1 protein-coding gene is annotated in these 1,243 nt (G+C 63.7%); it reads left to right on the plus strand.

Annotated features, from left to right (window positions below):
• The first annotated feature begins 66 nt into the window (after positions 1 to 66).
• Positions 67 to 1,211 (plus strand): IS3 family transposase gene (locus tag PV772_RS22925; RefSeq protein ID WP_109864350.1). Its coding sequence is split into 2 segments (ribosomal slippage): positions 67 to 343 and positions 343 to 1,211, totalling 1,146 coding nucleotides; the frame shifts between segments, so codons are not numbered across the junction.
• Positions 1,212 to 1,243 lie beyond the last annotated feature (32 nt).

A 1,243-nucleotide genomic window follows, 5' to 3' on the forward strand; every position in this document is an offset into this window, starting at 1 on the left:
GGGACTGCCCCCGGTTTTGTTGACTCCTTGACCTAGCGAGCTTGTGCTCGTGGAAGGATGTTGAGCATGCCCACGGCTTATGGGGCGGAGTTCCGCCAGGATGTTATTGATGTGGCCCGGAAGGGCGAGGCGCCGCTGACGCAGATTGCGAAGGACTTCGGACTGTCTGTCACGACACTCAAGCGCTGGATCGCCATCGCCGAACGTAAAGAAACCGGTGCCGGCCCGGCGGCGGCGGAGTCGGCCGAGATGCGGGAGCTGAAGAAGCGCAACCGCCTGCTGGAACAGGAGAATGAGATCCTGCGCCGGGCGGCTGCCTATCTGGCCAGGGACATCAACCCAAAATGATGTACCCGCTGGTCACGGATCTTGCCGCCGATGGTGTTCCCGTGGCGGTGACCTGCAGGGTATTGGGATTCAGCAAGCAAGGCTACTACCGGTGGAGGGCCAGTCCGGTGACGGAACGCGATTGGGTCGATGCGCACCTGGTCAACGCCGCCCTGGACATCCACACCGACGACCCCGCATTCGGGTACCGGTTCATCGCCGACGAGCTCCCGGAGAAGGGCATCGTGGCGGGCGAGAACAGGGTCCAGCGGCTGTGCAGGGACCACGGCATCTGGTCGGTGTTCTCGAAGAAACGGGGCCTGAACCGCAGACCCGGGCCACCGGTCCACGACGACCTGGTCGATCGGGATTTCACCGCCGCAGCGCCGAACGAACTGTGGCTGACGGACATCACCGAACACCCCACCGCAGAGGGCAAGCTCTACCTCTGCGCGGTGAAGGACGTCTATTCCGGCAGGATCGTCGGGTACTCCATGGACTCACGAATGAAGTCCTCGCTGGCCGTCGCCGCACTGGAGAACGCGGTGCGCTCACGCCGCCCGGCAGGGACAGTGGTCCACTCGGACCGCGGGTCCCAGTTCCGGTCACGCCGGTTCGTCGAATCACTCCTGCACCACGGGCTCACCGGATCGATGGGCAGGGTCGGTGCGTGCGCGGACAACGCCGCAATGGAATCGTTCTTCTCGCTGCTGCAGAAGAACGTCCTGGACCGTCAACGGTGGCTGACCAGGCAGGAACTCCGGCTCGCCATCACGACCTGGATCGAAAGGACCTACCACCGCCGGCGAAGGCAAAGACGGCTGGGCAAACTCACGCCCATCGAATATGAAACAATCAACCGGACCGCGCTCACAGCGGCCTAAGACCCCAAGTCAACAAAAGCCGGGGCAGTCCC

The organism is Pseudarthrobacter sp. CC12, assembly GCF_039907755.1.
GTDB lineage: Bacteria > Actinomycetota > Actinomycetes > Actinomycetales > Micrococcaceae > Arthrobacter > Arthrobacter niigatensis.